Genomic DNA, 23,352 nt, shown 5'->3' on the forward strand with positions numbered 1-23,352 from the left:
CACCCCTACAGACAAGTCGCGCGCTGGCGTCGGAGCACGCCGGCGCGCCGGCGGATCCGTCCGCGTGTCTCACCCGTCGAGGTCGAGGTCGTAGCGGAACAGTCCGGCCGAGCCGGCCATGACGAGGCCGCGGCCGAGGGCGGGCGGGAGCCACGTGCAGGCGCGGGCGCCGCCGTCGAAGCGCATCATGGCGACGCAGCGCCAGGTCGCCGCGTCCCAGATCCGCAGCGCGCCGTCGCCACCTGCGGTGGCCAACCAGGCCCCGTCCGGCGAGAACCGCGCCGCCCGGACGGTGTGCACGTGCCCGGTCAGCGTCACAACCGGGGCGCCGTCGTCGACACGCCATACCCGCGCCGTGTGGTCCGACGCGGCGGTGACCAGCAGCTCGCCTCCGGGCGAGAAGGCGACGCCGAGGATCTCGCCGGTGTGCCCGGTGAACTCCCGGCGCAGCCGGAGGGTCGCCGCCTCCCACAGCCGCACGCCGCGATCCCGCCCGCCCGAGGCCACCCAGCGGCCGTCCGGGCTGATGGCGCAGGCCAGTGCGGCCCCCCGGTGCGCCGCCCCGGCCGGCACACCCGGCGGGCCGTCCGGATGCCCCGTGGACGCCGTCCCCACCGGTGACGCCCTCCCCACCTGCGACGCCGTCGGCGACGGGTGTCCGCTCGCGATGTCCCACCGCCGAAGCGTCCCGTCCATGCAGGTGGCGACCGCCCAGGTGCCGGTGGGGTCGAGGGCGAAGCAGGTGATCTCGGCGTCGGCCGTCAGCGTCGCCGCGACGGCGCCCGTCACCGGATCCCACCGACGCAGGGCGGTGAGCGTCTCGGGCACGAGCACCCAGGCTCCGTCGGGACTCACCTCGGCGCCGCGGGCCATCTCCACAGCGCCGGCGATGGCGGTGCCGGTGCGCTCGCCGGTCGCCAGGTCCCAGGCGGCGGCGGTGCCGTCGTCGGAGTAGGCGACGACCCGCGGCGCGACGCCCGGCTCGCGGGAGTCCACGACGGCGCAGCCCTTCATCGGCTCATCCCGGCCGCCGGCGGACGGTTTCGGCAGGTCGACGTCGGTGGCCCACACCCGGATCACGCCGTACCGGTCCGCGGCGGCCGCCCAGGTCCCGTCCGGTGAGAGAACGCAGGTGCGGCTGCCCACCGCCCCCGACAGATCGGCCCGGTGACCGTCCGCCGACACGTCCCACAGCCGGATCACGTCATCCCGGCTCGTGGTCGCCACCAGCCGGCTGTCCGGGCCGACCGCGGCGCCACGGATCGCCCCCGAGGCCTCCCGGAGCATTCCGATCCGGTGGCCCGCGGGCATCGACCATCGACGGAACGTGCCGTCCTGCCCCGACGATCCCAGCCAGCTCCGGTCCGGCGCGACGACCAGCGCCAGGACGGGCCCGCGATGGCCGGTGAGGGTCATCGTCGGCGCCCCGGTCGACGGGTCGACGATGCGGATCACACCGTCCTCCCCGGCGACAGCGATCCAGCCCCCGTCCGGGGCCGGGACGCAGCAGCGCAGCGGTACGTCGGCGACGGTGACCGCGAGCAGGCAGGCCGCGCCGCGCGCATCCCACCAGCGCAGGCTCCCGTCCTCGCCGACCGAGAGGACGACGTCACCGTCCGGGCCGAACGCACAGGCGGTGACGCTCCCGACGTGCCCGCGTCGCACCTGTGACGGGGCCGCCCGGCGCGGGGGTACCGCCGGATCGGGCTCCCCTGGCCCGCCCGGCCACGACCCGCCCACCGGCAACCTGTCCGCCGACGACCTGTCCGCCGACGACCCGCCCGCTGATGACCCGTCCGCCGGCAACCCGCCCGTCCACACCGCGGATCCGTCGTCCCACACCCGCGGCACCGCCCAGGTCCGCACCGTGCCGTCCGCCCCGGCAGAGGCGACCGTGCGGCCGTCCGGCGCGAACGCGCAGCCGAGCACCTCGCCGTCGTGGCCCGTCAGCACCGCCTGGCCCCGCCCGTCCGGCACCTCCCACAGCCGCACGGTGCCGTCCCGACCCGCGGAGGCCAACATCCGCCCGTCGGGGGCGACGGCGAGCCCGTCGACCCAGCGACGATGGCCGCCGAACGTGCGCCGCAGTGCCGGATGCGGCTGGTCCGGACGCGACCACCGGTTGGTCAGCCGGGGCAGGGCGACGTGGGGCGCGAGGGCGGACCGGGCGTCGTCGAGTTCGGGGCTGCCGTCGAGGCGGCTGAGCAGGACCGCGCCGAGGGAGGCCGGCGGGTCGGTCGGGGCCAGCAGGTGGGCGTTGCGCAGGATCGCGCGGCGCAGGGCGGCGAGTACCGGATCGTCCGGCAGGACGGTCGCCGCCAGGGCGAGGTCGGCCTGGACGGCGACCGGGCCGAGCTGCGGGCGTTGCAGCTTGGCCAGCGTCCAGCGCAGATCCCCGACCAGCGCGGCGACCTCGGCCGTCCGGCCCGCGCCGACGAGATGGCCGACGAGGTGGGTCCACGCGTAGTCGGCGGACTCCGGCAGCAGCCACCAGGGCGCGCCCGACGCCCCCGGCGCCGAGGCCGGGACCGAGGCCGGCGCCGCGGCCGGGGCGGGCAGGAAGGTGTCGCGCAGCGCGTCGCAGAGCACGGCCTCGAACTCGCGCAGCCGCTCCTCGCCGACCCGGGCCCGCAGGTAGGTGCGCAGCACGTCCTGCAGCAGCAGCGAGGGCGGCGACCTGCGGTAGGCGACGACCAGGGAAAGATCCGCCAGCTCCTGGCAGAGGTCGTCGACCTCGTCCGGATCGAGATCGCCGGTGGTCCCCCAGTAGGCGTCGAGCACCCGGCGCGGGATCTCGACGTCCTCGGGGAAGACCGCGAGTTCCAGGTAGCGCTCCAGGCGGTGCCCGGTCAGCAGGCCGAGGCTGGCCGCCAGCGTGGCCTCGACGGCCTCGGATCGCTGCGCCGCGCGGGTGACGTCGAGCCCGGTCGGACCGCGCCGGCGCATCCGGCGCAGCACCCGCTCGGCGGCCCGGGGCAGGCTCATGCCGTCGCGGACATGCCGCACGAGCGCGCGGTTGACCAGGCGCACCAGCACCGGCCAGCGTCCGGTCACCCCCAGCAGCCGTTCGGCCGCCTCCGGCGCCTGCGTGCCGAGGTCGCGCAGCAGCAGCGTCATGGCCTCGGCGGGGAGCATTGCCTGGATCTCGATCATCCGCGCCCGGGGCACGAGGTCACGCAGCCGGGTGGTGACGAGTCGGACGGTGCCCGCCCCGCCCAGCAGAAACGGCTGCAACTGGGTGGGGTTCCACACGTCGTCGACGACCAGCAGCCGGGACTCGTCACCGAGCAGCGTCCCGAGATGGAAGCCGGCCTGCTCCGGATCGGCGAGGGTCGGCCGGACGCCGCTGAGCGCCTCGCTGAGATCGTTGATCCGTTCCGCGAGCCGGGCGCCGTCCAGTGTCTCCCCGATCGTGACCCAGAGTAGCCCGCCGCCGAACGTCTCGGCGATCTCCGCCTGCCGGCAAACCGCGCGGGTCAGCGTGGTCTTCCCCATCCCGCCGGTGCCGTGCAGCACGACGGGCTCACGGACAGCGACAAGACGGGCCCCGCCCGCCGCGCTCGCGAGCACCTCGGCGAGCACGGCCGCGGTAAGCGCGGGGCGGGGCACGGAGTCGTCCCGGTCGCCGGGGAGCATCCACGGCCTGCGCCGACCGCCCCCGCCCGGGATGCCCGCGACGCCGCCGGCCGGATCCAGCCCGGTACCGCCCGTGCGGACCACGCGCCGTTGGCTCTCCCGCAGCTTCACCAGGGCGTCGAGGACGGCCGTCTCCAGATCGCCGGCGCTGCGAAAGTCGGCTGTGATGATGCCGGACTCGCGCAGCCGGCCACGGAACGCCTTCTGGCGTTCCGCGTGGTCCTCGTCGACGAACTCACCGAAGGGAACCTCGGCGAGATAGTCCAGCAGGAACACCAGGCGGGGCATCCCGGCCCGGGTGGCCGTGTCGAACTCCAGCTCGGTGTAGGACGTCTCGGGCTGGTTGGTCACCAGCGAGCCGTACCGAAATCCGATGAGTCCCAGGTAGACGTCGGAGGAAAGGACCGTCCGCACGCAGAAGTCGGCGGGATCGGCGTCCCGGGCACCGAAGTACTCCATGTCGATCACCCGGTCGCCCGCCAACGCGACGGCCCGCTCGGCGGCGGCGACGAACGACCGCTCCCGTGGGAACCGGCGCAGCTCCGCGGTATGGCTCAGGAACACCCGCCGTTCGCGCTGGACCGGCAGCCCACCGCCGGCCGACGCCGAGCCGGGTACCCGAACACGTTCCGGGAACGGATCAACCGGGAACGCCATATGTCGCAACGTATCCGATCGACTCCGCTGTCCGCATCCGCCGCCCGCCGCGCTGTCCGCTCCGCCGCGCTGTCCGCTCCGCCGCGCTGTCCGCTCCGCCGCGCCGCCCGGCCGCCGCCGCCGCGCCGCCCGGCCGCCGCCCGGCCGTCGCCGCGTGGCCTGCCGTAGTGGAGACGGGGTGCCGGCTCCTCGAGACCGATCAGGTAGTAAGGACCTCGTGGATTCCCATGACGCTAGCGGCGTCGTTCCCGTCGTCCCGGTGCTGGACAGCGACGCGATGGCGGCGGCCCGGCGCCGGCAGGGCGAGCTGACCAAGCCGCCCGGCGCGCTCGGCCGGCTCGAGGAGCTGTCGATCTGGCTCGCCGGGGTGCAGGGAACCTGTCCCCCGCGGCCCTTCGAGCGCGTCCGGGCGATCGTGGTCGCGGGCGACCACGGCATCGCCGAGATCGGCGTGTCCGCGTTTCCCAGCGACGTGACGGCCCAGATGGTGGCGAACTTCGCCGCCGGCGGGGCGGCGGTCAACGTCCTCGCCCGCCAGGTCGGGGCCGGCGTGCGGGTCGTCGACGTCGCCGTGGACAGCCCACGGCCGACCACCGTGGGCGGGGTCGACGGCACCGCGCCGCCCGACCGCTACCGGGTGCGGCGCTCAAGCGGGCGGATCGACCGGACGGACGCGTTGAGCGTGGCCGAGGCCGAGCGGGCGTTCGCCGTGGGCCGGCTCATCGCGGACGAGGAGATCGACGCCGGTGCGGACCTGCTCGTCCCCGGCGAGATGGGGATCGGGAACACGACCCCCGCGGCGACCATCGTCGCGCTGCTGGCCGATCGCGAGCCCATCGAGGTGGTCGGGCGGGGCACGGGCATCGACGACCGCCGCTGGATGGTGAAGACGGCCGCGATCCGGGATGCCATGCGGCGCGGGCGGCCGTTCGCCGGCAACGCGCTGTCCCTGCTGCGGGTCGTCGGCGGGGCGGACCTGCTGGCGCTCGCCGGCCTGCTGGTGCAGGCCGCCGTGCGGCGCACCCCGGTCGTCCTCGACGGTGTGATCGTCTGCGCCGCGGCGCTGGCGGCCGAACGCGTCGCGCCGGGCGCCCGGCAGTGGTGGGTGGCGGGCACCCGCTCCCCCGAGCCGGCGCAGGCGATCGCGCTCGGCGCGCTCGGGCTGACGCCGCTGATCGACGCCGGGCTGCGCCTGGGCGAGGGCACCGGAGCCCTGCTCGCGGTGCCGCTGGTCCGCGCCGCGCAGGCGACCCTGGCGGAGATGGCGACGTTCGACCAGGCCGGTGTGAGCGGGAAGTCCGAGGCCGTCGACGGTGTCGACGCCACCGACGCCACGGCGGTCGACGTCACGTGATGGTGGCGGCGAGAACCGCGTTCACGCTGCTCACAGCGTTCCCGCTGCGGGGACCGGAGCGGCTGGACCGACGCCTGGCCGGCCGGGCCATGGCGCTTGCCCCCCTGGTGGGCCTGGTCCTCGGCCTGCTCACCGCCGTGGTCGTGGTCGCCCTGCGGGTCACGACCGGGACGCCCGGCCACCGCAACCAGAGCCTGCTGCCCGCCGCGGTCGGCATCGCCGTCCTCGCGCTCGCCAGCCGGGGCCTGCACCTCGACGGCCTGGCCGATCTCGGCGACGGCCTCGGCGCGCGGCGAGTGCGGGGGCGGGACCGCGCCCTGGAGATCATGCGCGAGTCGACGATCGGTGCCTTCGGCGTCATCAGCGTCGTGTTCGTCGTGCTGCTGCAGGTCGTGGCGCTCAGCGCCGCCATCACCGTGCACCGCGGCACGGTCTCGATCCTCGTCGCCGTCATGACCGGCCGGCTCGCCGCGACCCTCGCCTGCACCGGGCACACCCCGCCCGCCCATCCGGACGGTCTCGGCGCGCTCGTGGCCGGCACGGTCCGCACCCGGGACGCGGTGCTGGCCCTCGTCGGCGTCTGCGCGGTGGCGGCGCTGGCCGGCCGCCTCGACTTCGACGGCGGGGACGTCGGCCGGGCCGTGCGCGCCGTCGTCGCGGTCTGCCTCGGAACCGCCTTCGCGGCGGCCCTGCGCCGCTATCTGACCAGCCGCTTCGGCGGCCTGACCGGTGACATGCTCGGCGCGATCATCGAGCTCACCACCATGGTGACCCTGATCGTCATGGCTATGACACTACCGACGCCCGCCGTGCGGTTCCTGGGTCAGTAATAACCGCTCCTCTCGGCGCCGATGAGACCGCGAAGCAGCGGCACCGGGGGACTCCAGGAGCCACGCGCGAGATCAGCATGCGGACCTCTTGGGGAATTGGTTGCACGACACTCGGAAATGGCGCATCCGAGCGCGCCCACCCGCCGGCCGGCTGTATGCTTTCCCGCATGAAAGACTCTGTGCGGGGATTTCTCGGGACGGAGGACGGGCCAGCATGGATCTGCTGTCCGGGCGCACGCGTCGGTGGAATAGTGTCCGACGGCCCGCGCAAGTGTCTGACCTGCACAATGATGGTGCGTCGGTGTTTCCTCGCCGGCCGAGGACCGTGGCGGTAGAGGCCGTTGATGCCTGAGCGCGCCATCCTCGCCAACATCACGTGCAGCACCACCGGGCATCCGGGGGTCGGCCGGTTCAGCCGGCAGGGGGCGAACCTCGAGCTGAAGGGTGTGTCACGGCAGCGCCCGGACAGCGTGCTCCCCGTGTCCGGCTCCCTGGCGCAGGCCACGGACGGCGGTTCCTTCACCATCGGCGCGGATTATCGCGGCTGCCCGAGCTGCGGCGCGGACAATGTCGTTCGATGCAGCCAGTGCCGGCAGCTCGCCTGCTGGTCCTCCTCTCAGCCGACCTTCCACTGCCCCTCCTGCGGCAGGAACGGCCCGGTGAGAGGCGTGATCACCGCTTTCTCCACGCTCGGCGGCGGCTGATCGAGATGGCGGCGGTCACCGGAAGCTGGGGAACCTATGTCGTCGAGAAGGACGAGCTGAGCAGAGGCGGCGTCGGCTCGATTCACCGCACGAACGATCCCGACTCCGTCTTCAAGCGCTACTTCGACCCGGCCAGGGCGCCCGCCCGCACCGATCTCGAAAGGCTGGTCGAGGTGGGCCGCGAAGTCCTGATACGGCAGCGCCGCAGGCCGGGTGAGACGCCCGAGTCCTCGGTGAACTGGCCGGTCGACATCAGCGTCGACCAGCACGGTGCGGTGACCGGCGTCCTGTTACCGATCATTCCGCAGGTGCTCTTCCACGAGGAGTTCGGCGGCGTCCGCACGCTCGACTTCCTCGTGATGGCCCGCGCGAAGCCACCGACCGCGAAGGGGCGCATCGTCCTGCTGCTGCGGATGGCGGAGATCTTCAACTTCGTCAACGCGCGAGGTCTCGTGCACGCGATGTGAACGGCAAGAACCTGGCCTGGGCGGTGCAGCCACAGCCGATCATGTACCTGATCGACTGTGACGGCATGGTCCCGCAGCAGCCCGCGCCAAAGGCGGGCGTGCAGGCCATGGGGTGGACGGACCCCCGGGTCGTCGAACGCCGCATCCCCGCGCACGACCACTACAGCGACTGGTACGCCCTCGCCCTGGCCATGTACCGCGGTCTGCTGCTCACCCCGGGCAAGCTGGACCGGGCGGCGGACGGGAGCTGGCCGCCGCCGCAGAAGATCCCGAACGGCTTCCCGGCGCGGCTGGCCGACCTTGTTCGCAGGGGACTCGAACCGACCGCTGCCGACCGGCGACCACCGCCGGACGCATGGGTGCGGGCACTGCGGGAGATCTACCTGCCGAACAACCGTTTCGACGACGCCGCGATCGCGGCTCTGGACGCGATGAGCGCCCCGGTGAAGAAGACCCCGCCGCCGACGTTCACCCCGTTGCCGGCCACGGACTGGACGACCACGGTCCGGCCGGCCCCCACCGCACCCGCGACCGGCCGCCAGCCGATGAATCCGCCGCGACAACCTCCCAGGCCAGGACCGCCGCCGTACCAGCCGCCCAGAACCGGCCCTCGTTACCAGGGATCCCCACCGCCGCCGTACCAGAACCCGAGGCCAGGACCGCCCTACCCGCAGCCCCCGCCCTACCGGCCGCCCGGAACCGGGCCGTACTACCGGCAGCCCGCACCCCCGCCCTACCGGGCGTCCGGAACCGGGCCGTACTACCGGCAGTCTGCACCCCCGCCTTACCGGACCGGACCGGCGATGCCGCCGAATCCCTACCAGGCACCGGGCTACGGGCCGCAGTATCGGCAGCCCGGCCCCCCTGTCGGCCGGGTGCCCACCGACCCGATCGCTTTCGCCGCACTGCGGGGCGGTGGCCGCTGGTATGCGTTCGGCGTGCTGGCGGCGCTGTTCCCGATCGGCGGCCTCACCTATACGATCACCGGCCTGGTTCAGCTTCGGCACGTCGACGGCGCCTATCCGGGAGCCCAGCGAGCGCGCATGGCGCTCATCGCCTTCACAGTATTCTATCTCCTAGAAATGATCTTACTCATATCTCTTCAAGCCCTGACCCGGAGAACGTGAGAGGATTCCGCGTGGCCGACGAGAGTTCCGAGCTGTACACGATATTCCCGGTGTTCATGGTGCTGGACGTGAGCGCGTCCATGGCCGGCGGCCCGCTGGAGGCGCTGAACGATTCCCTGCCTGCGTTGCAGAAGGAGATGCAGTCCAACCCGACGGTCGGCGAGATCGCCCGGATAAGCATCGTCACCTTCTCGGACGTGGGGCGGACCGTCGTGCCACTGTGCGACCTGGCCGAGGTCTACCTGCCGGAACTCATGGTCGAGGGCGGTACGAACTTCGCCGCCGCATTCCAGGAGACCAGGCGGGCAATCGAGGGTGGGTTGCGGTCGCTACCGAAGGGAACGCCGATCTACCGGCCGGTGGTGTTCTTCATGAGTGACGGAGAGCACCAGGCGCCGGGCGACTGGACTGCGGCACTCAACGACCTGCGGGACCGGTCGTGGCGGTTCGCCCCGGAGGTGGTCGCGTTCGGGTTCGGTGACCAGGTCAACGTGGACAGCATCCGCCGGATCGCGACCCGTTTCTCCTTCCTCGCCAGGGACGCCGACCCCGCGACGCAGGTCCGGGAGATCATGAATGCCCTGATTGGCAGCATCCGGACCACGTCGACGAGCTTCCGCGACCCGAGCCAGGCCGATGGTCTGCACCTGGAGACACCCACCGAGTTCTTCACGCCGCTCCCACCGATGACGCTCTGATGCCAAGGCCCCGATTCCGAGACCTCCTCGGCCACGGAGCCGATCCGTCGGAGCATCCGCCGCAGAACGACGCGGAGCACGACCGGCCGCTCCACCCGGGCGGTGCGACGCCCGGGTGGAGTCGGGGAGCCGGCGAGGCTCCCGCGGCCCCGGATCATGCCGCTGCGCCGGACGCCCCTGCCGCGCCGTGGGCGCCCGCGGACACCGCCGACCCGCCGAGCGCCGCCCCCTGGGAGCAGCCGGCCGGGCTGCCGCCGGCGGCAGCCAGACCCGGCGCCCCCAGACCGCCGGAGGCGGACGGCGCCAAACCGGCACCGGGCGAACCGGCACCGGGCGGGCTGGCCGAACCACCACCGCCGGCCGGTCCGGCCGAGGCGCCGGCGGGCGAGCCCACCCGGCCCGCGGATCCCTGGCGGCTACACAGCTCGCCGACGGCCGCGCCCACCGTCGGCAGGGTCCTGCCCCCGCCGCGGCCGGTACTGGCGCCCGCGACGGTCTTCCGCCGATCGATGCTGAGCCTCGACAGCATCTTCGTCGGCGGCTTCCACGTGGCCGCCGGTTCGCTGGTGGGAACCGCGCACCTGGTGTCCGGCGCCCCCTGCCAGGACGCCTACGACTTCGCGGTCAGCCCCGGCGGCCGCCTGATCGTCGCCATCGCGGACGGGCTGGGGTCGCGCCCCCACTCGCAGGTGGGGGCCCGTTCGTTCTGCGAGGGCGCCGTCCAGGCGGGGTTGGCGCGCGAGGAGCTGACCGCCGCCGACCTGTTGGCGTACGCCGCCCGGTACGCCGAGAGCCAGGCCGGCGCGCACCGGTTGGCGCCGCGGGAGATCGGGTTCGTCGGCGCGGTGGCGGTCTTCGCCGGCGGTCGCTGCGAGATCGCCCGCGTCGGTGACGTCTCGGCCTTTGTGCTGGTCGACGGGGAGTTCCACGAGCTGTTGACGAACGCCCCGGACGAGCACGTCAACGTCGTGACGGACGCCCTGCCCGAACAGCCGCTGCCCGAGCCGGAGGTGCGCCGCCTTGACGCGGTGCGGCGCGTCGTGCTGTGCACCGATGGTCTCGCGACCGACCTGCGCAACTCCCCCGGTGTGCGGAGCTGGCTGGCCGAATCCTGGGAAACGCCCGGCGACGTGCACGCGATGGGTGAGGCGTTGCGGTTCCGGCGCCGCGGCTCGCACGACGACCGGACCGCGGTGGTGATCTCCGTACTGAAGGATCCCGTCGCCGCGGACACTCCCGCCGCCGGCTCCTAGCCGGCCGCGTCGGCCCGCGCCCGAACGCGGAGCCGAGCCGAGCCGAGCCGAGCCCGGGGCCTGTGCGCGTAGGAGGCCTACCGAGGTGTGGACGGGACGAAGGGAGGTCGGACGACCGTCATCGGGCCTGGCCGGCCGCGGACGTCGACGTTCACGGTGTCGCCCTCGGCGACGCCGCGGTCGAGCAGTGCCAGGCCGATGCCCTGGCGCAGCGTCGGGGAGAAGGTGCCGCTGGTGACCTCGCCGACCGGCGCGCCGTCCGCCGCGGTCACGGGCATGTGCGGCCGGGGAATCGCCCGGCCTGTCGACGCCAGCCCCCACAGCAGGCGCGCGGGCCCGGCGGCCCGCTCGGCGAGCAGCGCCTCCCGGCCCCAGAACCGCTCCTTGCCCCAGCCGACCGCCCACCCGGACCGGGCCTGCACCGGCGTGATCGTCGGCGAGAGGTCCTGGCCGTGCAGCGGGTAACCCATCTCCGTGCGCAGGGTGTCGCGGGCGCCGAGACCGACCGGCGAGGCGCCGAGGCCCTCCCCCGCGGCGAACAGCGCGTCCCACAGCGCGGGCGTGTCGTCCCACCGGGGCAGCAGCTCGTAGCCGCGCTCGCCGGTGTACCCGGACCGGCAGACGATCACCGGGCGGCCCTTCCACGCCGCCTCGACGAAGCTCATGTACGCCCCGTCGGTGGGCAGACCGAGGGCCGCCACCAGGGTCGGGGCCGCGGGGCCCTGCACCGCGAGCACCCCGAACCCGGTGTGCCGGTCGGTGACGGACACACCCGCGGGGGCGGCCGCGGCGAGGCGGGCGACGACCTCGGCGTTGTTCGCGGCGTTGGGCACGAGCAGGACCCGCTCGCCGGAGAAGAGATAGGCGATCAGGTCGTCGACGACCCCGCCTTCGTCGTTGCAGCACAACGTGTACTGAGCCTGTCCCGGGGCGATACGACCCAGGTCGTTGCTCAGGCAGGCATTGACGAACTCCGCGGCGCCCGCGCCGGTCACCTCGGCCTTGCCGAGATGGCTGACGTCGAAGATTCCGACCGCGCCCCGGACCGCCTGATGCTCGGCGAGTACTCCGCGCCCGGCGTACTCGATCGGCATCTCCCAGCCTCCGAAGCCGGCCATCTTCGCGCCGAGATCGACATGACGGCCGTACAAGGGAGATCGACGCAGGTCTGCCATGGCGAACAGCCTAGTAGTCGCCGCGATCCGGACCGGAACGACCGGCGGGGGCTCGGCGCCGGCCGGGTCACGGCACCCGGGTCACGGCACCGGGGGGCGTCGACCGGGCTTGTCGTTCAATACGCTCACCGCATGACCAGCATCGCGCCCAGCTCAGCAGCCCTAGCCGATCTCGACGCGGATGCGGTGGTGATCGGCACCGCGATCGGCGAGGACGGCCTCGTGGTGGCCGGCGGCGCCGCCGAGCTGGACGCGGCGCTCGGCGGCCGGCTCGCCGCGGTGCTCACCTCCCTGGGCGCGACCGGGAAGGCCGGCGAGACCGTGCACTTCGCGACCCTGGGGGCGCTGCCGGCGGCGACCGTCCTCGCGGTCGGACTCGGCCCGCTGGCGTCCCCGACCACCCCGTCCGCCCCTCTGGACGCCTCGCTGGACGCGGAGGTCCTGCGCCGCGCCGCGGGCACGGCGGTGCGGACGCTGGCCGGGACCGGATCCGTGGCACTGGCCCTGGCCGCCGCGCCCGGCGCGATCACCGCGGAGTCGCTGCGGGCGGTGGCGGAGGGTGCGCTGCTCGGCACCTACTCCTTCGACCGCCTGCGCACCACCTCGGCGAAGGGGCGGCCCACCCCCGTCGGCACGCTGACGCTCCTCGTGGACGAGGGGTCCCAGGCGCTCGCGCAGCAGGAGATCGACCGCGCCGTGGTCGTCGCCGAGTCGGTCGTGCTGGTCCGCGACCTGGTGAACACCCCGCCGAGTCACCTCTCGCCCGCCCTGCTCGCCGACGTCGCCGTCGAGAAGGCGACCGCCGCCGGCGTCACCGTCGAGGTTCTCGACGAGGTGGCGCTGGCCGAGGGCGGCTTCGGCGGGATCATCGGGGTCGGGCAGGGCTCCGCCAACCCGCCCCGGCTGATCCGCCTCGAGTGGCGTGGCGGCGGCGATTCACCGGCGCTCGCACTGGTCGGCAAGGGCATCACCTTCGACTCCGGCGGCCTGTCGCTGAAGCCCCCGACGGCGATGGAGTGGATGAAGACGGACATGGCCGGCGCGGCCGCCGTCCTCGCCACGGTCGTCGCCGTGGCGCGCCTGCGCCTGCCGGTCACGGTGACCGGCTGGCTGCCCTGCGCGGAGAACATGCCGTCGGGCGAGGCGATCCGACCCTCGGATGTGCTGACGCTGCGCGGTGGAACCCGGGTCGAGGTGCTCAACACGGACGCCGAGGGCCGGCTCGTCCTCGCCGACGCCCTCGTGCGGGCAGCCGAGGAGGCACCGGACCTGATCGTGGACATCGCGACGCTGACCGGCGCCCAGATCGTCTCGCTGGGCCAGCGCACCAGCGGGGTGATGGGCCGCGACGGCGCCGTCGAAGCGGTCACGACGGCCGCCGCCGCGACCGGGGAGAGCGTCTGGCCGATGCCGCTGCCGCCGGAGCTGCGCAAGGGGCTGGACTCCCTGGTCGCCGACATCGCCAACGTCCCGCCCGGCGGCAGCCGGGACGGCGGGATGCTGGTCGCGGCGCACTTCCTCGCCCACTTCGTGCCCGACGAGGCGAGCTGGGCGCACATCGACATCGCCGGTCCGTCGTGGAACGGCGGCCAGCCCTACGGGCACACGCCCAAGGGCGGCACCGGCGTGATCGTTCGCACGCTCATCCAGCTCGCCGAGAGCCGCGCCGGCTCGCCGGCGGCCGACGGCCCCACGACCGCCGGCTGACCGAGCGGGAGGGTGCGGCAGAGCGGCGATTGCGACTGCACCTCGCGCGATGCAGCACACTCACCCATCCGAGCGGAAGGGGGCCCACGGCGTGAAAGACTGGGCTCGGACCGACGTGGTGTGGCGAGTCGTGGCCTGAAACGCCGGCCCGAAGGGCACGTCGATGCCGGCGTTCCCGGCCCTGCCCGGCACCGATCGCCGCCGGCGCGGCTGGCCGTTTCACCGGCATCGCGGGCACGCGACACCGGTGGGTACGGGTCACACTCCCGGCATCACCGGCACAACCATAGAAGTCAACGAGAAGGGACCTCTGGCGTGGCGGATTCAGCGGCCGGTCCCGTCGACCTGGTCATCCTCGGCGGCGGCAGCGGCGGATACGCCGCCGCGCTGCGCGCCGCGGAACTCGACCTGAGCGTCGTTCTGATCGAGAAGGACAAGCTCGGCGGCACCTGCCTGCACCGAGGCTGCATCCCGACCAAGGCGCTGCTGCATTCGGCGGAGATCGTCGACAACATCAATGAGAGCGAATCCTTCGGGATCCGCTCCACCTTCGACGGCATCGACATGGCGAAGGTCAACTCCTACAAGGACTCGGTCATCGCCGGCCTGTTCAAGGGGCTGACCGGCCTGATCAAGTCACGCGGCATCGAGGTGGTCGAGGGATTCGGCCGGCTCGTCTCGCCGACGTCCGTCGCGGTCGGCGACCGGGTGATCTCCGGCCGGCACGTCCTGCTCGCCACCGGCTCGTACTCGAAGTCCCTGCCCGGTCTGGACATCGACCACGACCGGGTCATCACCAGCGACGACGCCCTGACGCTCGACCACGTGCCGGCGTCCGCCGTGGTCCTCGGGGCCGGCGCCATCGGCTGCGAGTTCGCCTCGGTCTGGCGCTCCTACGGCGCCGAGGTGACGATCGTCGAGGCGTTGCCGCACCTGGTGCCGCTCGAGGACGAGTCCAGCTCCAAGCTGCTGGAGCGCGCCTTCCGCAAGCGGGGCATCGCCCAGCACCTCGGCGCCCGCTTCGCCGGCGTGAAGACGACCGACCACGGGGTCACCGTGTCGCTGGAGAGCGGCACCACCATCGACGCCGAGCTGCTGCTCGTCGCGGTGGGCCGCGGACCGGTCTCGGCCGGCCTCGGCTACGAGGAGGTCGGCATCGCGACCGACCGCGGTTACGTCCTGGTCGACCGTTTCCTGCGCACGAACGTCCCCACCGTGTCCGCGCTCGGCGACCTGCGGCCGGGCCTGCAGCTCGCCCACGTGGGATTCGCGGAGGGCATCTTCGTCGCCGAGCAGCTCGCCGGGCTCAACCCGGTGCCGGTCGACTACGACAACGTCCCGCGGGTCACCTACTCCCACCCCGAGGTTGCGTCGGTCGGGCTGACCGCCGCGGCCGCCAGGGAGCGCTTCGGCGAGATCAGCACCGTCACCTACAACCTGGCGGGCAACGGCAAGTCGCAGATCCTCAAGACCGCCGGTGCCGTGACGCTGGTCGCCGTCCCCGACGGTCCGGTGGTCGGCGTCCACATGGTCGGCGACCGCGTCGGCGAGCTCATCGCCGAGGCCCAGCTCATCACGAACTGGGAGGCGTTCCCCGCCGAGGTCGCCCAGCTGATCCACCCCCATCCCACTCTGTCCGAGGCTCTCGGCGAGGCGCACCTGGCGCTGGCCGGCAAGCCCCTTCACGTCCACGGCTAGGGCGATCGCCCTGGGATCGGTGGCGCGACCGGGTTCGCCCCGCGGCCCGATCCCGCCCAGGTACTCACGTTCACGCCACAGCATGAGCGCCTCCGGCCGGCCGCTTGCGCGGTGCATGCCGGATGCGACGAAGGAGTCGTTCCAGCATGTCTGTATCTGTCACGATGCCCCGGCTCGGGGAAAGTGTCTCCGAGGGAACCGTCACCCGTTGGCTGAAGCAGGAGGGTGAGCGCGTCGAGGCCGACGAGCCGCTCCTCGAGGTCAGCACGGACAAGGTCGACACCGAGATTCCTGCCCCCGCCTCCGGTGTCATCAGCTCCATCAAGGTCGCGGAGGACGAGACCGTCGAGGTCGGCGTCGAACTCGCGGTCATCGACGACGGCTCCGGCGGCGGTTCCGCCGCGGCCGCCCCCACCGAGGCCCCCGCCCCCGCCGCGGAGCCTGAGCCGGAGCCCGAGCCGGCCAAGCCCGTCGCCGCGGCGCCCCCGCCCCCGCCCGCACCCACCCCGGCCCCCGCGCCGGCGCCGGTCCGCGCGCCGGAGCCGGCCCCGGTGCCCGCCCAGGCCCCGACCGCGCCCGCCCCGGTGGCCACGTCCAACGGCGACGGCGGGATCGGTCGCTACGTCACGCCGCTGGTCCGCAAGATGGCCGCCGAGCTGGGCGTCGACCTCGCCGACGTGAACGGCTCGGGCCCCGGCGGCCGGATCACCAAGCAGGACATCCAGGAGGCGGCCCGCTCCGGCGGCGCCCCGGCCGCTCCCGCGCCCGCCGCCGCCCCGGCGGCTCCGGCCGCGCCGTCGGCACCGGCCCGCCCCGCGGCGCCGACCGCGGCCCCGGCCGCGTCCGCCCCGAAGGCGAGCGGCGCGGGCACCTCCACCCCCGCCCCGGTCCGCGGGCGCACCGAGAAGCTCTCCCGGCTGCGCGCCCTGGTCGCCAAGCGCATGGTCGAGTCGCTGCAGATCAGCGCCCAGCTCACCACCGTCGTCGAGGTGGACGTCACCCGCATCGCGCGGCTGCGGGACCGGGCCAAGGCCGGCTTCCAGGCCCGCGAGGGACTGAAGCTGTCGTTCCTGCCGTTCTTCGCGCTGGCGACCTGCGAGGCGCTGCGCGAGTTCCCGCAGCTCAACGCCAGCCTCGACGTCGAGGCGGGGACGGTCACCTACCACGGCGAGGAGAACCTCGGCATCGCCGTGGACTCCGAGCGCGGCCTGGTCGTACCGGTCATCCACAGCGCCGGTGACCTCAACCTCACCGGTCTCGCCCGCAAGATCGACGACCTGGCCAGCCGGACCCGGGCCAACAAGATCTCCCCGGACGAGCTCGGCGGCGGGACCTTCACCCTCACGAACACCGGCAGCCGGGGCGCCCTGTTCGACACTCCGATCATCAACCAGCCGCAGGTCGGCATCCTCGGCACGGGGATCGTGACGAAGAAGCCCGCCGTCATCGACGACCCCGAGCTCGGCGAGATCATCGCCGTCCGGTCAGCGGTGTACCTGTCGCTGACCTACGACCACCGCATCGTCGACGGGGCCGACGCCGCCCGCTTCCTGACCTTCATCAAGCGGCGGCTCGAGGAGGGCGCGTTCGAGGCCGACCTCGGCCTCTAGGCTCCGCCCGCCTGGCAGGCCTCGTCAGCCTGCCAGGCGCCGTCAGGAGACACGGACCGGTCGCCGCCTCGCATCCGGGGCGGCGACCGGCCACGATGGTCACCATGCGCATCGTGGTGACCGGGGCCTCGGGACTGATCGGTTCGGCACTCGTCCCCGCCCTGCGCGGGGACGGCCACACCGTGACCGCTCTGGTCCGGCGGACACCCCGCTCCGGTGGCGAGATCCAGTGGGATCCCGCCACCGGTCGGCTCGACCCGGCGGCGCTCGCCGGCACCGACGCCGCCGTCCACCTCGCCGGCGCGGGCATCGGCGACCGGCGCTGGACCGACGCCTACAAGCGCCAGCTGCGCGACAGCCGGATCCGCGGCACCGACCTGCTCGCCCGCACCCTGGCCACGCTCACCCCGCCCCCGCGTGTGCTCCTCTCCGGCAGCGCCGTCGGCTGGTACGGCACCTCGGCGGGCGGCGACACCGGCCCGCTCGACGAGAACGCCCCCGCCGGCGCCGGGTTCCTCGCCCGGCTCGTCGAGGACTGGGAGGCGGCGGCCGCGCCGGCCCACGAGGCCGGCATCCGGGTCGTCACGCTGCGGACCGGGGTCGTGCTCTCCCGCCATGGGGGCAGCCTCGGCCGCCAGCTCCCGCTGTTCCGGCTGGGGCTCGGGGGGCGGCTGGGATCCGGCCGCCAGTGGTTGAGCTGGATCAGCCGCACCGACCACGTGGCCGCGCTGCGCCTGCTGCTCGCCGACGACGCGCTGGCCGGGCCGGTGAACCTGGTCGCGCCCGAACCCGTCACCAACGCCGCCTTCACCACGGCACTCGCGTCGGCGCTGCACCGCCCGGCGTTCGCCGCGGTGCCCCGCCTCGCCCTGCGGGCCGCCCTCGGCGAGTTCGCCGACGAGGGCGTCCTCGCCTCCCAGCGGCTGACCCCCGCCGTGCTGACCGGGGCCGGCTTCCACTTCACCCACCCCGACATCGACACCGCGCTGCGGGCGATCCTCACCGACGGCGCCTAAGCCGCCTCAGGCGGCCGCGGTCAGTTCCCCGTGACGGGGATGCTCTCCGAGACCCGCCAGCCGGAGCTCGTGCGCAGCAGCACGAGATCGTGGCGCTGGGGGGCCTTCTCCGGCTGGTGGGCGAGAAGCTGGCCGCGGGCGTCGAGGTAGTCGTAGGCGGCCAGGCGTTCGGTCACCCGCAGCACCGTACGGTCCGGCTGGTCGGCGCGCACCTGCAGCGCAAGTACCTCGCTGTGCAGCGGCGACGCGTGCGCGCCCTGGGCGACGACCTGCCTCATGAGGGTGACATCCGCGTTGTAGGCGGGGCTGCCCGGAGCATCGGACTGCCCCAGCAGGGACTCGTCGGCACGCTCGAAGGCCCGGCTGCGGGCGGTGTTGAGCTCGCCCAGCACGCCACGCCAGATCTGCTCGGGCGACTGGTTCGCCACCGGCGAGGCGGTCGGGTCCCGGCCGGGCACGCCGGCCACGGGCGACGACGCCTGCTGCGACGGCGCCGGCTGCGACGCCGGCTGCGACGACGCCGACTGCGACGCGGGGGCCGCGGTGTCCCCGCTACCGTCCCCCGACGGGCTCGTCATGAGCAGCACGACGGCCACCACGACGACGAACAGCCCCAGCCCCGCGGTGACCGGCAGCAGCCAGCGCCGCCGCCGGGCGCCCGTCCGTCGGGGCCGGCGACCGGCCCCCGCCCGGCCGGCCCGACCCGACGAACCCGCCGTCCCCGGCGGGGAACCGGACCCCCCCGACGCACCGGTCCGGCCGCGGGTCCCGCGGGATCCGCCGGCCACCGCGCCCGCGGCACCGGCACCGGCGCCGGCGCCGGACCGCGGCGGGCGGGCGGTGGGCCGCGACGCTCCCGGGGGCGCCTTCGCCGGGCCGGTCTGACCCGCGTCGGCCGGGGCCGACCCGGCACCCCGGCCCGCGACGCGTGACGTCCGGCGGGCGGGTGTCGAACGCCGCGGCAGCGGCGGCAGGGAGTCGAGCAGCTCCGCCGCGTCGACGGCGGTGGCGCCGCTGGTCGGCCGGCCGGTTGGGGGGGCGCCCGGTGGGGACTGGCCGGCGTCGTCCCGCGGACCCGGCCCGTCACGCGGGTCGCGGGTGCCGTCCGGCCCCGGGTTCAGGCGGGCGCCCGCCAGCAGCCGCGGCCGGCCGTCGCCGTCGCCGTCGCCGTGTCCGTGTCCGCCGGGTTCCATCACGCCCTGCGCGCCGGCGGACGGAGGTGGACGGCGCGGCGAGCCGGGTGGCTCCGGCGGCCCGGCCGGGGTGCCCCGCGCGCCGGGCGGGCGGGTTTCGGCGGCGTGGCCGCGACCCACCGGGGGAATCCGCGGCAGGGTCTCCGTGGGTGAGGGTCCCGGGGGGCGCGTGGCCGTCCTCGGCTCGCCGTCGCCGGGCAGCCGCACGGGCAGGGGGGTGGCGCTACGGGCGAGCGCGGCGGCGAGCTCGGCGGCGCTCGGCCGCCGATGCGGCTCGTCGATCATGGCCGTGGCGACGGCCACCGCGACCGCGGCGGCATCCGGGCCCGTCGCCTCCCGCATCGCCCCCAGCAGCAGATCGGCAAGGTCGTGCACGTCGGCGGAGGCCGCCTCGGGCGGAACGGGATCGGCCCGGGCGGCGTCGGCCAGCGCGGCGACCCCGAGGCCGGTCAGGACCGGGCGCCCGTTCGGCTCCAGCAGGATGTCCTCCCGCTCGAGCCGGCCGTGCACGATGCCGACGGCGTGCGCGGCGGCCAACGCCTGCGCGACCGGCAGGCCGACGGTGACGACCTCGCCCGGGTCCAGATCACCGCGCACCGCCAGCAGGCGGCCGAGACTGATCGCGCCGACGACCGGCTCGGTGATCAGCGCCAGCCCCTCCGCCGTGGGCAGCACCGCCACCAGGGGGTTGAGGTGCGGGTGTGCCAGCTCGGCCAGCGCGCGGGCCGCGGTGACCGCCGCCGAGCGCAGCACCGGGTCGGGGGCGAGACGCACGCGGCGCACGACGCACTCGATCCCGGACTGGTCGAACTGACCCGCCCAGAGTTCGCCGGAGCCGGCGTCCCGCAGCCGGGAACGCACGCTCACCCCCGGCACCTCGGGTGCCCCGCCGACGCGCCGCGCCGGCCTGTCCGCGGAATCGTCGGTGAAGGTCACAGGTAGCGACGCTAGGCTCATTCGGGGTCGGTCTGCATTGGTCTTCGTCCGGTTGTGGATAACTTTTTACGATCACTCCCACGGCGGCGTCCGCTCCCGCACCGGTCCGGGTCGGGACCTGCCTGGTCACGGCGGGTGCGGGCCGGCGTCCGGCGGGACCGCGCGGCGCAGCGGCCGGCCCCGGCCGGAAACCTGGCGGCGACGCCCGAGCCCCCCGCAGGGGCGCTGCTGCGCGGAGGGCGGACAATCGCCCGAGACGGGTCCGGACGGCCAGCGCCGCCGGCCCACGAGCCAGGGGGAGACCGTCGTGCAGATCCTCGCCACCAGCGGCGGTTTCCTTCCCGACGGCCGGTACGGCGCGAAGGTCGGGCCGATCCTGACCCACGCGATCGAGCTGGCCGCGGCCGGCCCGCGGCCCCGGGTCTGCCTGCTGCAGACGGCGCTGGGCGACGACCAGGGCGCCTACGCCCGCGGCTACGCCGCGTTCAACCGTGACCGCCCGGACGTGCGGGTCTCGCACCTGGCGCTGTTCCCCATGCCGAACATCCCCGACATCCGCGGGCACCTGCTGGCGCAGGACGTGATCTGGGCCGGTGGGGGCAGCGTGGCGAACCTGCTCGCGGTCTGGGCGGTGCACGGGCTGGGCGAGATCCTGCGCGAGGCGTGGGAGGCCGGCGTCGTCCTCGGCGGCGTCTCGGCCGGCTCCCTGTGCTGGCATGTCGGCGGCACCACCGACTCGTTCGGCCCGGACCTGCGGCCGGTCACGAACGGGCTGGCGCTGCTGCCGTTCAGCAACACGCCGCACTACGACTCCGAGCCGGGCCGGCGCCCGCTGTACCAGCGCCTCGTCGCCGACGGGACGCTGCCGGCCGGCTGGGCCACCGACGACGGCGTCGGGCTGCACTTTCGCGGCACCGACCTGGTCGAGGCCGTCGCCGACCGGCCCGGCGTGCACGCCTGGCGGGTCGAGCGCGGCCCGGACGGTGCCGCGGTCGAGACACCGGTCGTGCCCCGGCTGCTACCCGGCGCGTCGGGTGCGGACCTCCCCGGCTGACGCCGGTTCGCGGGCCCGGAGCTCCGGTCGAGCTCACACTGGCGCGGCGTGGCGCGGGCGTACGCTGAATGACGTGGATGTTCTGAGGCTTTCCGTGGTCCCCTACCGCGAAGCGTGGGACATGCAACGCTCCCTCGCCGAAGCCCGGGTGGCCGACGAGGTGGACGACACGCTCATCCTTGTCGAGCACCCCAGCGTCTACACCGCCGGCCGGCGCACGCAGCCCTTCGAACGGCCGCTGGACGGCACCGAGGTCGTCGACGTCGACCGCGGCGGCAAGATCACTTGGCACGGCCCGGGGCAGCTCGTCGGCTACCCGATCGTCAAGCTGCCTCGTCCGCTGGACGTCGTCGCCTACGTGCGCGCCCTGGAGGAGGCCCTCATCGACTCCTGCGCCGAGCTGGGCCTGGCCACCCGCCGGGTCGACGGCCGCAGCGGCGTCTGGACGGCGGACGGTCTGCGCAAGGTCGCCGCCATCGGCGTGCGGGTCCGGCAGGCGGTGACCACCCACGGCTTCGCGCTGACCTGTTCGTCGGACCTGCGCGCCTTCGGGCAGATCGTGCCCTGCGGCATCACCGACGCCGGGGTGACGAGCGTGTCCGCCGAGCTCGGCCGGTCGGTGAGCGTCGCCGAGACACGGCCGATCGTCGAGCGGCACACCCTGGCCGTGCTTGCCCGCTACCTCGGCGGGCGCAACCTCGGCGATCGCGTCACCGCGCGGGTCGAGCCGGCCGACGCGCCCCCGGCGCCGCCGCAGCCGCCGTCGTCGTCGCAGGCCGGGACCGAGCGGATGGAGCTGGTCGGATGAGCGCGGTCGCCCCCGAGGGACGCCCCCTGCTGCGCCTGGAGGCGCGCAACGCACAGACGCCGATCGAGCGCAAGCCGCCGTGGATCCGCACCCGGATGCGCACGGGCCCGGAGTACTCCGACGTCAAGGGGCTGGTGCGGGCCGCCGGGCTGCACACGGTGTGCGAGGAGGCCGGCTGCCCGAACATCTACGAGTGCTGGGAGGACCGCGAGGCCACCTTCCTGATCGGCGGGGACGTCTGCACCCGGCGGTGCGACTTCTGCCAGATCGACTCGGGCCGTCCCACCCCGCTGGACCGGGACGAGCCGCGGCGGGTGGCGGAGTCGGTGCGCACCATGGGGCTGCGCTACGCGACGGTCACCGGCGTGGCCCGCGACGACCTGGCCGACGGCGGCTCCTGGCTGTACGGCGAGACGGTCCGCCAGATCCACGCGCTGTCCGCGGGTACCGGGGTGGAGGTTCTCATCCCCGACTTCGGCGGGCGCGCCGACCAGCTCGACGAGGTCTTCGGCGCGGCCCCCGAGGTGCTCGCGCACAATCTCGAGACGGTGCCGCGGATCTTCAAGCGGATCCGGCCGGCGTTCCGCTACGAGCGCTCCCTCGACGTTCTGCGTCAGGCCCGCGCGGCCGGGCTGGTCACGAAGTCGAACCTGATCCTCGGCCTCGGCGAGACCGCCGAGGAGATCCACGCGGCCATGCGGGATCTGCACGCCGCCGGCTGCGAGCTACTCACCGTCACCCAGTATCTGCGGCCCACGCCCCGTCACCACCCGGTGGAACGGTGGGTGCGGCCGGAGGAGTTCCTCGACTGGGAGCGCGTCGGCGCCGAGCTGGGCTTCTCCGGGGTCATGTCCGGGCCGCTCGTGCGCTCGTCCTACCGGGCCGGCCGGCTCTACCAGCAGGCGATCACGGCTCGTGGCGAGGGCCACACCGCAGCGTCCGATCTCCCCAAAAGTGTGCTGGAAACCTCTCACACGCAGTGACGAGCACGCTGGTGGGTGTCCCCCCGACGGGCTAGGCTACCCATCGTAGCGTCACCCCCTTGTCACGAGGGGGGTCTCTCGCTGGCCCATCATCGAGGTGTGCGCCCACGACCGTGCCGGGAGGTCGTTCCCATCGTGCTCCGTTCACTGCTCAGCGTCCTTGAGGAAGCGACCCTGCTCGTGCTGCCGCATGGCGGGCAGAAGACCGCGCGGCGCAACGCCTGGCGCGCGGCCGCAGATCTGCACGTCACGTCGGGTTACCGGTGGGTCGACCCGGTGGCGCTGGCCCCGATCGTCCCCAGGCCCGAGGCCTGCGCGAGCATCCCGGGCGCCGAGAGTGGCGCACGGGCCCCTCGGCTGGCCGGCCTCGGCAGCGCCGCGACCACCGCCCGGCTGGGCGCGGCCGTGCGCGGGCTGCCGCGGATCGTCGCCGTCCAGAGCTGACC

Annotated in this window: 18 protein-coding genes; 15 read left to right on the forward strand and 3 right to left on the reverse strand. The window is 74.4% G+C overall.

Features of this window, described 5'->3' with window-relative positions; translation table 11 throughout:
- Window positions 1-69: 69 nt before the first annotated feature.
- Complete coding sequence (locus tag FRAAL_RS22410; protein WP_231861206.1) at window positions 70-4,293, reverse strand: DUF4062 domain-containing protein; 4,224 nt, start codon at window positions 4,291-4,293, stop codon at window positions 70-72.
- Window positions 4,294-4,510: 217 nt separating this feature from the next.
- Here FRAAL_RS22410 and cobT point away from each other — a divergent pair, with 217 nt between their 5' ends.
- The 7 genes from cobT to FRAAL_RS22445 all read left to right on the forward strand — a co-directional run bounded on the left by cobT (window position 4,511) and on the right by FRAAL_RS22445 (window position 10,726).
- A complete protein-coding gene (gene cobT, locus FRAAL_RS22415; protein ID WP_011606246.1) occupies window positions 4,511-5,647 on the forward strand; it encodes a nicotinate-nucleotide--dimethylbenzimidazole phosphoribosyltransferase in 1,137 nt (378 codons plus the stop codon).
- Window positions 5,647-6,477, forward strand: a complete 831-nt coding sequence (locus FRAAL_RS22420) for an adenosylcobinamide-GDP ribazoletransferase (RefSeq protein ID WP_041939646.1) — start codon at window positions 5,647-5,649, stop codon at window positions 6,475-6,477. Before cobT ends, FRAAL_RS22420 begins: the two co-directional genes overlap by 1 nt.
- Before the next feature lie 344 nt (window positions 6,478-6,821).
- Window positions 6,822-7,181 carry a hypothetical protein gene (locus FRAAL_RS22425; RefSeq protein ID WP_041939647.1) on the forward strand — a complete coding sequence of 120 codons (360 nt, stop codon included), beginning with the start codon at window positions 6,822-6,824 and terminating at the stop codon, window positions 7,179-7,181.
- Between the two features lie 5 nt (window positions 7,182-7,186).
- On the forward strand, window positions 7,187-7,648 hold the full coding sequence (locus FRAAL_RS22430) for a hypothetical protein (RefSeq protein ID WP_011606249.1): 462 nt from the start codon (window positions 7,187-7,189) through the stop codon (window positions 7,646-7,648).
- Window positions 7,645-8,775 (forward strand): serine/threonine-protein kinase, encoded by a 1,131-nt coding sequence (locus tag FRAAL_RS32525; RefSeq protein ID WP_011606250.1) that lies wholly within the window; start codon window positions 7,645-7,647, stop codon window positions 8,773-8,775. The genes FRAAL_RS22430 and FRAAL_RS32525 overlap by 4 nt, the downstream gene beginning before the upstream one ends.
- Before the next feature lie 11 nt (window positions 8,776-8,786).
- Window positions 8,787-9,473, forward strand: coding sequence for a vWA domain-containing protein (locus FRAAL_RS32530; RefSeq protein ID WP_050997217.1), 687 nt, complete (start codon window positions 8,787-8,789; stop codon window positions 9,471-9,473).
- The gene (locus FRAAL_RS22445) at window positions 9,473-10,726 is read left to right on the forward strand and encodes a PP2C family serine/threonine-protein phosphatase (RefSeq protein ID WP_011606252.1); all 1,254 of its coding nucleotides are present in this window, start codon (window positions 9,473-9,475) and stop codon (window positions 10,724-10,726) included. The genes FRAAL_RS32530 and FRAAL_RS22445 overlap by 1 nt, the downstream gene beginning before the upstream one ends.
- 77 nt (window positions 10,727-10,803) lie before the next feature.
- Here the strand turns inward: FRAAL_RS22445 and gcvT are convergent, their stop codons facing one another.
- Window positions 10,804-11,901, reverse strand: coding sequence for a glycine cleavage system aminomethyltransferase GcvT (gcvT, locus tag FRAAL_RS22450; protein WP_011606253.1), 1,098 nt, complete (start codon window positions 11,899-11,901; stop codon window positions 10,804-10,806).
- A gap of 132 nt (window positions 11,902-12,033) precedes the next feature.
- Between gcvT and FRAAL_RS22455 the strand changes: the two genes are divergently transcribed.
- The 4 genes from FRAAL_RS22455 to FRAAL_RS22470 all read left to right on the forward strand — a co-directional run bounded on the left by FRAAL_RS22455 (window position 12,034) and on the right by FRAAL_RS22470 (window position 17,932).
- Entirely contained in the window at window positions 12,034-13,608 is a 1,575-nt protein-coding gene (locus tag FRAAL_RS22455) for a leucyl aminopeptidase (protein WP_041939648.1), read from the forward strand.
- 315 nt (window positions 13,609-13,923) lie between these two features.
- The gene (gene lpdA, locus FRAAL_RS22460; RefSeq protein WP_011606255.1) at window positions 13,924-15,306 is read left to right on the forward strand and encodes a dihydrolipoyl dehydrogenase; all 1,383 of its coding nucleotides are present in this window, start codon (window positions 13,924-13,926) and stop codon (window positions 15,304-15,306) included.
- 146 nt (window positions 15,307-15,452) lie between these two features.
- On the forward strand, window positions 15,453-16,916 hold the full coding sequence (gene sucB / locus FRAAL_RS22465) for a 2-oxoglutarate dehydrogenase, E2 component, dihydrolipoamide succinyltransferase (protein ID WP_041939649.1): 1,464 nt from the start codon (window positions 15,453-15,455) through the stop codon (window positions 16,914-16,916).
- 104 nt (window positions 16,917-17,020) lie between these two features.
- Window positions 17,021-17,932: a TIGR01777 family oxidoreductase gene (locus FRAAL_RS22470; protein ID WP_041939650.1), complete on the forward strand. Its 912-nt coding sequence runs from the start codon at window positions 17,021-17,023 to the stop codon at window positions 17,930-17,932.
- A gap of 20 nt (window positions 17,933-17,952) precedes the next feature.
- Here the strand turns inward: FRAAL_RS22470 and FRAAL_RS22475 are convergent, their stop codons facing one another.
- Entirely contained in the window at window positions 17,953-20,061 is a 2,109-nt protein-coding gene (locus tag FRAAL_RS22475) for a protein kinase family protein (RefSeq protein ID WP_193790318.1), read from the reverse strand.
- 307 nt (window positions 20,062-20,368) lie between these two features.
- Between FRAAL_RS22475 and FRAAL_RS22480 the strand changes: the two genes are divergently transcribed.
- The 4 genes from FRAAL_RS22480 to FRAAL_RS22495 all read left to right on the forward strand — a co-directional run bounded on the left by FRAAL_RS22480 (window position 20,369) and on the right by FRAAL_RS22495 (window position 23,350).
- On the forward strand, window positions 20,369-21,115 hold the full coding sequence (locus FRAAL_RS22480; RefSeq protein WP_041939651.1) for a Type 1 glutamine amidotransferase-like domain-containing protein: 747 nt from the start codon (window positions 20,369-20,371) through the stop codon (window positions 21,113-21,115).
- 73 nt (window positions 21,116-21,188) lie between these two features.
- Complete coding sequence (gene lipB, locus FRAAL_RS22485) at window positions 21,189-21,923, forward strand: lipoyl(octanoyl) transferase LipB (RefSeq protein ID WP_011606260.1); 735 nt, start codon at window positions 21,189-21,191, stop codon at window positions 21,921-21,923.
- Window positions 21,920-22,906: a lipoyl synthase gene (gene lipA / locus FRAAL_RS22490; RefSeq protein WP_011606261.1), complete on the forward strand. Its 987-nt coding sequence runs from the start codon at window positions 21,920-21,922 to the stop codon at window positions 22,904-22,906. Before lipB ends, lipA begins: the two co-directional genes overlap by 4 nt.
- A gap of 135 nt (window positions 22,907-23,041) precedes the next feature.
- The gene (locus FRAAL_RS22495; RefSeq protein WP_011606262.1) at window positions 23,042-23,350 is read left to right on the forward strand and encodes a hypothetical protein; all 309 of its coding nucleotides are present in this window, start codon (window positions 23,042-23,044) and stop codon (window positions 23,348-23,350) included.
- Window positions 23,351-23,352 lie beyond the last annotated feature (2 nt).

Origin of the sequence: Frankia alni ACN14a, from assembly GCF_000058485.1 — a bacterium.
Classification (GTDB): domain Bacteria; phylum Actinomycetota; class Actinomycetes; order Frankiales; family Frankiaceae; genus Frankia; species Frankia alni.

Coding starts and splice junctions, on each gene's coding strand:
- FRAAL_RS22420 (WP_041939646.1), top strand. CDS start 5,647: ATGGTGGCGGCGAGAACCGCGTTCACGCTGCTCACAGCGTTCCCGCTG.
- sucB (WP_041939649.1), top strand. CDS start 15,453: ATGTCTGTATCTGTCACGATGCCCCGGCTCGGGGAAAGTGTCTCCGAG.
- gcvT (WP_011606253.1), bottom strand. CDS start 11,901: ATGGCAGACCTGCGTCGATCTCCCTTGTACGGCCGTCATGTCGATCTC.
- FRAAL_RS22445 (WP_011606252.1), top strand. CDS start 9,473: ATGCCAAGGCCCCGATTCCGAGACCTCCTCGGCCACGGAGCCGATCCG.
- FRAAL_RS22425 (WP_041939647.1), top strand. CDS start 6,822: ATGCCTGAGCGCGCCATCCTCGCCAACATCACGTGCAGCACCACCGGG.
- lipA (WP_011606261.1), top strand. CDS start 21,920: ATGAGCGCGGTCGCCCCCGAGGGACGCCCCCTGCTGCGCCTGGAGGCG.
- FRAAL_RS22455 (WP_041939648.1), top strand. CDS start 12,034: ATGACCAGCATCGCGCCCAGCTCAGCAGCCCTAGCCGATCTCGACGCG.
- FRAAL_RS22430 (WP_011606249.1), top strand. CDS start 7,187: ATGGCGGCGGTCACCGGAAGCTGGGGAACCTATGTCGTCGAGAAGGAC.
- FRAAL_RS22470 (WP_041939650.1), top strand. CDS start 17,021: ATGCGCATCGTGGTGACCGGGGCCTCGGGACTGATCGGTTCGGCACTC.
- FRAAL_RS22410 (WP_231861206.1), bottom strand. CDS start 4,293: ATGGCGTTCCCGGTTGATCCGTTCCCGGAACGTGTTCGGGTACCCGGC.